The sequence below is a fragment of the Armatimonadota bacterium genome, assembly GCA_013359125.1.
Taxonomy (GTDB): Bacteria; Armatimonadota; Fimbriimonadia; order Fimbriimonadales; family GBS-DC; genus JABWCR01.
This window is the reverse complement of record JABWCR010000031.1, coordinates 17,835-27,372: the sequence shown is the minus strand read 5'-3', so window position 1 is coordinate 27,372 and position 9,538 is coordinate 17,835. Positions and strand designations below refer to the sequence as shown.

General features: G+C 58.5%; 3 protein-coding genes. 1 reads left to right on the top strand and 2 read right to left on the bottom strand.

What is annotated here, in order from left to right:
* Window positions 1–163 precede the first annotated feature (163 nt).
* The gene (locus HUU60_12070; protein NUL83438.1) at window positions 164–2,191 is read right to left on the bottom strand and encodes a hypothetical protein; all 2,028 of its coding nucleotides are present in this window, start codon (window positions 2,189–2,191) and stop codon (window positions 164–166) included.
* Between the two features lie 721 nt (window positions 2,192–2,912).
* On the opposite strand from HUU60_12070, the gene HUU60_12065 reads away from it, so the two are divergent.
* Window positions 2,913–3,842 (top strand): hypothetical protein, encoded by a 930-nt coding sequence (locus tag HUU60_12065; protein NUL83437.1) that lies wholly within the window; start codon window positions 2,913–2,915, stop codon window positions 3,840–3,842.
* Window positions 3,843–3,863: 21 nt separating this feature from the next.
* Here HUU60_12065 and HUU60_12060 read toward each other — a convergent pair whose 3' ends face one another.
* The gene (locus HUU60_12060; GenBank protein ID NUL83436.1) at window positions 3,864–9,353 is read right to left on the bottom strand and encodes an Ig-like domain repeat protein; all 5,490 of its coding nucleotides are present in this window, start codon (window positions 9,351–9,353) and stop codon (window positions 3,864–3,866) included.
* Between the last annotated feature and the right edge of the window lie 185 nt (window positions 9,354–9,538).

The following is a 9,538-nucleotide window of genomic DNA, read 5'->3' as shown; positions in this document are numbered from 1 at the left end:
ACTCGCCAGAGTTTGGGGAGGGGATACAGGGGAGGGGCACAATCGCCCGAGATAGACCGATGTTCGCCATTGAGACGGATTGGACGCTCGCCCTCCCGCATGGCCTGTCGCGCCGAACGGGATTTTTTCGAAATGTAGCACAAAACTGAGTACGAATCTTGCCCTAAAGAGCTTCGAAGCGCAATCGGATTCCGCGAGAGGCTTCGCGGAACCAGGCGCCCGATGGAGAGGCCAGCAAGAACCACCAGGCCGCCGGGCGGTTGTTCGTCAGTTCCAAACCTTCGGAGGTTAAGATCGCGTTTCTGACCAGAGCCATCCGCGCCAGTTCGGCCTCCCGCTCGATCTGCCGTACCCGTTGTCTTAGTCGCTGGGTTTCGTGGCTGCGCTCCAGTTCCAGCCGTTTGGCCGCCAGTTCCTGTAGCCGCAGTCTTAACTCGCCAATATCGCCCTGCGCATCGTCAAACCGCACGTCGAACTGTTGCCGAGCCTTGCCATACTGTTCCATCTGATCCAATATCTTGCCTGCCGCCGGATCGTCCTTGCGACCCTCGGCATAAAGCGCATGAAGCTGATCGCGCAGCGGTAGGAAATGCGCGCGAAAGTGGCGTCCCTTCTCGAGTTGGATCGTCTGAAGTTCTGCCTTCTTCTCCTTAATCTGAGCCAAAGTCTCCCGCGCTTGCTCCTGGATCACGGTCGCCTGATCGTGAATGGCCTCCAGCGCTTTTTGCAACCGGTCGTACTCCTCCGACATGATGCGCCACGAGCCGCCGACGCGGCGGTCTAACAGGCTGAGCAGGTCTCGCGCTTTCGGCGTTTGTTTGATCTCGTCCAAAAGATCGCGCTGTTGTTGCACGACCGCCCGCCATCGCTGAGCCAACGAGGGCGTACAGACCTCGCGCTGGCCGAACGCCGCCGCCAAATGTTCTGGCAGCCTCAGCCAGATACTTTCGGCAGAGATCGAATCCCAGGCCGAGAACTCGACTCGCAAGATGGGATGGGGCGCAAAATCGATCCCAGCCTCGCGGATCTTCTGGCAGAACTGCGCCGAACGGTGAACGTAGCCGGATCCGCGCTCGTTCATCACGAAGACGAACTCGGCCGCCATTTGCGGCACGAAGGCGATCGCCTTGCCGACTATCGAAGCGGACTGACCGAACTCGTTTTCTATCGCCTCGGCCAGTTCTGCAGCGCTCTCCAGAGGCTTGGGCAATCGCAGCACGATGGGGTCCGGCGTCTGCACCGTCAGATAGCGGGAATGGGCGCATAGGGTGCCTCGCCCGACCTTAGGCACGATCAGGTCGAAGGGAATCGCGCCCTCGCCGAACTTGTCCAGCGTGTAGGTTTCCGCTCCCTTGACCGAGTCGTTGTAAGCATCCTCGCACGCTTGGCGCGAACGGGGTTGCAAAAACAGGTCCAACAATCGGAATCGCGCCAGGGAAGCCGTGCCGGTATGAAAGCGCAACAGGTTCAAGGTGCTGTCGATCTCTGGAGAACAGTCCAGTGCCAGCCAATCTAAGATGTCGCGATAGAGGGCCTGATAGAGGTCTGAAAGCGTAGCCGCCGAATGGTCGCGACCCCTCTGCACGATCATGTCGGCGCGTTTCTTCGCTTCCTCGCGCCGATCGGCGTCCACAATCATCTCGATCGTGCCGTCAAAGCCCCAGCGCAGCAGTTCGACCAGCGCCTCTATGGCTTCGCTGGTTTCCACATCGTGCACGATGGGGTTGCGCTTGCGGGCATAGACTAATCCCCGCCAGCCCCACGCCTCGGTCATCGCTTCTATCAACGCCTCTCGACCGCCGGGATAGAAAGGCGCGATCTTTTCGACCGGCACGCCCGCCGCTACAAATCGGCTTCGAGTCGGTACCGTTTCGCTTCCGAACAGTTGGGAAATCTCGCCTGCGGCAGACCAAAGGTTCCGGGTCGATCCGTCGTTGTGGGGCAACATTCTAAAGGGGGCGCCTTCTTCTTCGATCAGTCCCGGAAGCTTGGCAAAGTAATCAGAATCGTGGACGCCAAAGATCATGCGGTTAGGGGCGTCATGGGCTTTAAGCGCGGACAGCAGGGCGCCTTTGATCGGCTCGTCCCAAAAGACGGTCTGGCCCAAGGCGAGCAAAGTCGCATCGGCCATCTCTCCTTTGAGCCGGGCGATACATTCGGATACGCTCTCGTCCTGCGTCGCGGCTTGCATAATGGGACAAAAATTGTACCCGCCGGCGATTGGCTACAACGAAAAGTTTCAACGAAGAGGGTTGACAGTTTCGCAAAATGCGTGTATAATGATTGAGAAAAACGCATCGATCGAGCCTCTCGCTAAACGCGCGGGGGGGGGGGTTAAGATGCGCATTCTCAGTAGCGCTTTGTTCGTTGTCGCAGCTGCATTGAGTTTTTGCCAGCAGCCGGCAGTCGAAACACCATCGACATTGCAATCCGATGTTGAGCGCTTCGACACGATTCTCCGCCTGCTAATGGCCATCGCCTCGGAGGGCAGCGCGGACCCGATCTGCGACAATTGCCGCAAGGTCGACGTTGCAATTGCTGGTTGTAAGTACGAAGTCGGCACGCAATCCTGTTCGGATAGGTACTGTGCCGTAACCGAACGACGCATAGCGACATGCGACTATCATCCTCTAGGCACAGTCAACAAGTGTAAGGCTCAGTGGGAAGCTGCCGCTGACGGCGGAAAGATCTATATTCGCGACCTGGGCGCAGGCAATTGTAACGCAGATCCTGACTTGTATACGTTCTTTAATCCCTACGTGGGATGCGACACGTGCGCGCTGGCGCCTCAACAGATTCGCTGCCAAGCAATCTGTCAACTGCCAAGGCCCCTATCTCGAGATACAAAACATCACCGGCACGTTTGAGTGCACTTGCGACTAACGATACAAACCCGACACAGGAGGAAGAAGATGAAACCGGTACTTACGCTGTTGGCTTTAGCGCCGTTTGGTTGGGCAGTTTGCCAACTTTCGGCCAGCGACGTGATGTCGGCTCTAAATGCCGCTGACAAGAAGTTCGAAAGCTTTTCGATTGCCGGCGCCGTAGACTTGCCGCTCTCGATTGCGCACCCAGACCAAGGCCGAAATCTGGCGGACATCCGCCTAACGAGCCAGCCAAGCGGCTTTGCGTGCTCCATTGTATCGACCAAGATGATCGGGGGGCCTCATCATGTGCCGCCGAGCACAACCGGGTACGGCCAGCCCTTTCGAGAACACGACGACGATGGAAATCTGGTCCTTCCGCGCCTACTGAGCCAATGGACTCTGTCGCTTCCCAGCCTGAACGCATGGCGGGAGGACACCCAACCGATTGTTGTCAAATCCGATGGTACGATCGATGAGAAGATCCCGTATAGCTCAATCGAGCAGGCAGACCTGCAAAGCCCGCTCTATCACTACCCCTTCGATCAAGCCTGCATGGCGACCGGCCGCGGGTTTACACGCCTCGTCAGCGAAGTAACCAGCGTAACCAACTTGCAAGGCGGTCTGCTCAGAGCAGTTGCATCGGGCAAGGATCGATTAGGCCAGACCGGCACGTGGATTCTCGATCTGGATCCTTCGCGCGAATACCTTGCGGTTGGAGGCAAGTTCTATATTGGTGCAATAACCGGCGAACCAGCGTACACTTTTGCGACTCGAGGCGAATTGCGCAACGAGGACGGATTCTCCATTGCTGCCGAAGGCGACGTCGAGATACCAATGGGTTCTCCTAAGCTTGTCAAGCGATACCGTTTCGCCACTTTCTCGAAGCAGACGGCAACCGCCTGGATAGTGGATGCGCAGTCAAAACTTAACGAACGTTCAGAGCGAATCACATACAAGGACCGCCGTACACAGTAGTCAGCCGGTCGGTGGCGGGGGCTACTCCCCGTCGCCGACCAGGCCGAAGTTGTTGAGCAACAGCGAGAGATCCGCATCGTCCACCGTGCCGTCGCGGGTGATGTCGGCGGCGCCACCGGTCTGGCCAAAGCTCTCAAGCAGCATCGCTAGGTCGATGTCGTCGATCGCGCCGTCGCCATTGATGTCGCCGTTGGGCAAGAACATCTGGAGTTCGGTTACGCCCGCTATCGACTGATCGAGCAGTTTTAACCTGAGCCAGCTTCCGTTCACGACCACACCGCTTATGTTCGTGCCGTCTCCAACGATGTCGCTTTCGAACGCGAAGACGCTTTGAGCGTCGAGAGCGCCTTCATAAACGTAGGAATCGCCGTTCTTGCCGACGCGAACTCGGGCCGTCAGTCCCTCGGGCGAACTTGCAAGGCCCTCCAAGTTCATCGTCAGACGAACCAAAGGCCGTCGAATCTCGGCGCTCGCAATGTCAAACGTCTCGGTGTACTCGTTGCTGCCTTCAAACTGCGCATAGACGAAGGTTGGCCCGAGTTCGGCGTCCAGCGGCACGACGAAGGTTACTTCAGCCACGCCGTTCTCATCGGTCTCGACTGGATCGAAGCCAAAGTCGCCCACGGTGAAGTAAATGCGACCGCCCTCGATCGGCTGATCGTCGGTTGCCGAGCGCAAGGTTGCGCGCAGGGTCGTTTCTCCGCCGAGCCGCATCAATGCCGGTTCGGCCGTCAGAATGGCCCGCTGTCGAATGGTGAGAACGCCTTGTCCAGCGCCCGGTTGATAGGCATGGTCCCCCGCAAAACGAACCTCGATCGTTTGTTGGCCTGACGCTGTTTCCGGCGGAATGTGTGCGGTTACCGACGCAAATCCGTTCGCGTTGGTGGTCGCCGTGCCGACCAATTGGCCGTCCAAATAGAACTCTAACAGGCGATTGTTCAGCACGATGTTGTCCGTCGCTCGCCGGAGCCGGGCTATCAGACCCACATTTTGGCCGGCGGAGGCGATGGCGCTTTGCACCTCGATGGAGACGGGGGCGCGATTGTTGTTCAGCGTGCCGTGCCCGGTGGACGGCAGGGTGAAGGCATCGCCCAGGTAGACGACCTCGATTGGCTTGGGACCGATGCCCATGCCCTCGGTCGCATAGAACGGGACGGATGCGAATCCGCTCTCGTTCGTTACCGCTTGACCGATCGGATTGCCGTTCACGCGGAACGCCAACGCTCGGCCCGCCAAGGGCGCTTCGTCCTGTTCTCGCTGAAGCGTCGCCCCAATCATGATCTGTTGGCCAGGGGACGACTCGACCGTTGGAACGATGATCTCGCTGACGGCGCGGCCAACCGTTAAGAGCGCAGCGGCGTCTGAAGCGAGATAGGCGTCATCGCCCTCAAACTGAGCCGAAATGGGATAGTCGCCCATCGGCAGATCGAGCGGAATCGGGATCTGGACCGATGCAACGCCGTCGTCATTGGTAAAACTGGGAGTGCCCGGCTGACCATTGAACGCGAAGATCACCTCTCGACCTACGATCGGTTCCGAATCGCTCGATCGAAGCAGCGTTGCGCGAATTGTTGCCGGAACACCTAACTGCCCAGTGTGATTGGGCAGCGTCAGGGTTGTCGGCGCTTTTTGAACCGTTAGGATCGCATCGTCCTCGGCAGGCAGAAAGGCTCCGGCGCCGACAAATCTCGCCGTCCATGTCAGATCGCCCGAACCCACGCTGTCCGGGATCGCGATCGTCTTGGTGGCGATTCCATCAACATCCGTATCGACCTCTCCGACTTCGAGAGTCCCTATGAAGAACTTGATCGAACGGCCCGACATGGGCGCGTTGGTGTCGGTTCGACGCAACGTCGCTTGCAGTTGAACGGATTGGCCGACCATTCCGGCGGCAGGCTCCGCTTCGATTGCGGTTCCGATGCCGGTAACCGATAGAACTCCGTTTCCTACTCCAGCCTGATAGGCCGTTTCTCCGGCAAACGAGACCTCGATCGGCACGTTGCCAAAGGGCGTGGTTTCAGTGATCGTGTAGGTTCGCTCGGCATGGCCCTGCGGGTTGGTGAACGCCGTTCCGATTGTCTGGCCGTTCACTTTGAAGGTCAAGAGCCTAAAGTTGAGCGCGGCGTTGTCGCTTGCGCGCCTGAGCGTGGCGCTGATGCTGACGGTGTCGCCGACCGAACCGGCTCGTTCGGGCACAGCGATGGTAACGGGGGAGGGGCCGACCGTCAACGTGCCGGAGTTAGAAGAAGAAAAGTAGTGCGTATCTCCCGCAAAGGAGGCGCCGATAGTCCGATTGCCTATCCCGGCGCCTTCGGATATGCCGTATTCGCGAGTCGCGATGCCGTCTGCGTCGGTGACTCCCGATCCTAGCGAGACTCCATTCACTGTGAAAGCGACGGCGCGGCCCACGATCGGCGTGTTGTCTACATTGCGGGTCAGGCGAGCGGTCAGGTTGACTCGCTGGCCAACGACGCCGTTGACGTTGGGGACGGCCAGGCTCGTTGCGCCTTTGGTAATGCTAAGGGTGGCGGTTGCAAACGAGGGATCATAGGGACCGTCGCCCGCGAACTCGGCACGGAGCGCGCGATCGCCGATGCCGAGCGATTCGGGCACCAAGTAGGGCAACGATGCTGTGCCGTTGCTGCCGGTTACTGCTGTACCGACCACATTGCCCGCAACCAGAAAGGTCAGCGTCTTGCCCTCCAAAGGCTGTTGGTTGCCGCTCTGTTGCAAGGTGGCGCTGAGGGTCGTCGTCTGGCCCGGCACGACGGTTTGGCCGGTCATCAGGATGCGGGAGGCCACTCGGGTAACGGTCAGGGTTCCCGTCGATGTTTTTGGCAGATAAACCGCTTCGCCCGCAAAGACGATGCGTATCTCGTTGGCTCCAGGGGGCAGCGACTGGGGGATGACGAAGGCTCTTGTAGCCAAGCCGGTGGACGTTGTGAACATTGTGCCGTAGCCGACATCGCCGACAAATATCTGCAACGGTCGGCCGCTGATTCCGGCCCCGTCGGAATTGCGAGTCAGCGTTGCGCGAATGGAAACCGTGTCTCCCGCTGCGCCTTCGGCATTTTCGACGGTCAGCGTTGTGTCCGAGGGATTGATCGTTAGGGTCTTGGTCGCGACCGTCGATTCGTAGACTCCGTCGCCAGCAAAGGTGTAGGTCAAAACTTTGTCGCCTGGCACGCTCGATTCGGGCAGTCGATAGGTAATGCTGATCTGTCCGTTCGAGTTGGTAAAGAGCGTTCCGAAGGTCGATCCGTCGATCGCGATGACCACGGGCCGACCGTTGATGCCTCGATTATCGCCTTCTCTGGTCAGCGTTCCGGCAAAGGTGATCGTTTCGCCGACGGCGCCCACAATGTCAACTGCCTCTATGCTCGTTTGCGCTTTGCGCACTGTGAGGGTCGTAGAAGCTTCTGAAGGGTTGTGTCGGTCGTCCCCGGCAAAGGCAAAGCCGAGCGCCTTTTCGCCAAGGCCGCCGCCCTCGGGCACAGGATAGGTAACGGACGCAATGCCGTCCGCGTTGGTAAACAGGGTGCCGAGCGACTGGCCGGCGAGGGTGAACGCGATGCCTCGCCCGGAGATAGGCAGGTTGTTGCTCAATCGCATCAGCCGCGCCTGGATGGTAATCGTTTGTCCGATGTGCGCGTTGATCGGCTCGACGATAATCGCCGTATCCGCCTTGCGCACAGTGAACGTCGAGTTGGCCGTCGAGAAGTTGTAATCCGGAGCGCACCGTTCGAACTCGGTTCTTAGCGCGTGATCGCCAAGCGGGAAGTTCGTCGGTATAGCGTAGTCTATCTCAGCCCAACCTTGGTCATCCGTCGTCGTCGTAGCCAATTGCAGGCCGTCCACAAAGAAGCTGACCGAGCGACCGGCGATCGGTTGATCGGTATCGGCTCTGAAAAGTCTGGCTCTAAAGGTGATCGTCTCGCCGATCGCGCCTTCGAAGTTCGTTTCCTCGATGCGAGTGGGGTATTTGTTGCTCGTTTCGGCGATCCAGGTGCCCCAGTTGTTCTCTAACGCATATTGACCAAAGGTCCATATCGTGGCGTAGCCGTCGCACGGGTCCGGCTGTACGGCAAAGTAGCGGCCCCAGACCGTTTTGTTGCTGATGCCTTCGCCCGCTTTCACCAATCGGCTGGCCGATTCGCGAACGTTGCCCCGCCATGCGAGCGTTCTCATCCCTATCATCTCGCTGTTGGCGTGAGAGGAGCGTCCGAAGACGACAAAGACGTCGCCGTTAGACGTATGGTGGAGCGATGGGTAGAAGCAGTCGTAATCCGCAGCGCCAAAGATCACATCGCGCACGACCGTTGCGGGCGAGTTGGCTACGTTCAAGCGATATATCTTGAGCGCTACTTCGTTTGGGCCGCCGCCAAACTGCGCGCGGACATGCTGGGCAAAGTCTAGAACGCCGTCGCGATAGACCGCCTTCTCATGGATGCGCGCGTCCTGAATGTCGATGAGGTTTTGTCGGGTCGGTTCGCTCGCTAATCCAGGCGGAAAATAACTGCCGACCTGGATGGCTTCGGGAAATACGCCCGGATGGAATCTCCAGTCCAACACGTTCGTAATGCGCCAGAGAATAATCTGATTGCCGCCCGTCTCAAAAGAGCTGACCATGAAGGTCGGCTCGCCCGGCGCATAAGTACCGGATTGAGTCATAACCATGTTGAGCGTGGTCTGACCGTTCCATCGAAAGTCCCAGAGGTCGTACCAGACCAAGGGGTCGCCCCGGTAGATCAGCGACTTCTCGAATATACGAAACTTGAAGAACTTAAAGGTTTGAGTCCCGCCCCACTCCCTAATGTTGCCTCCTATGAAGAAGGCGTCCCTATCGTAGCCGATCGAGCAGTCCGCCGCCCATTGCGGGGAATCGGTGAAGCTATTGAGGCGGGCGTTCGTATTGTAGATCCACCAATCCTCGGGAGCGCTGCTCGGATTATGGTTCTTAGAAATCATAAACGTCCAGAACGAAAGCTGCTGGCTGACCTGGCGTCGGGCTAAGGCAACGACGTAACGGCTTCTATACGGATCGAAAAAGGCGCGCGGCGAAAAGAATTCGTTTGTCGATTGAAACCAGTCGTTATAGTTGGCGGAGAAGAGTCTTTCGCCTTGCTTGTTGTAAATGCCCCAGCCGCCCGAGTTGACGGCGACAATGTGGTTTTGCCCAACCGCCAATCCGAGGTCTGAGTAGAGCTGTCCGTTGCGCTCCAGTCCGGCAAAGTTTCGATAGAGGTAGGAGTTCTGAACTTCCGGCCCGACGGCCTCGTCTTCGGCCATCTCGGGCGCCCAGGAGGATGAGCCGTCCGATTTGACGGCGAGGTTTGCGGGCAGATCGAACGAAGGTGAGACAGACCGAAACGCGCCCGGCTTGAAATCGCGGATGGACCGAGACTCGGGCAGGGTCGTCTCCGCGCCGGGGCCCTTTTGGGCGTGCTGTTGTGTATGAGCGATCGCCGTCAATAAGAGGGCGAAGTAGAGCGCAATCCTGTTTAATCGCATACGCGTCTTCCTCCATTCATAAAACAAAAACTGCCAAACTAGTACTTCCCTAAATGGCCAGATAGGGCGTCGTCGATCGACGCGCTATATTATACGCCGATTCGTACGACAGCAACCCGGGCGCCAAAGGCTCCCGACGTCCCATAAACCCCTGAAAAATACCGGCTTTTCTGCCGATTGCCATA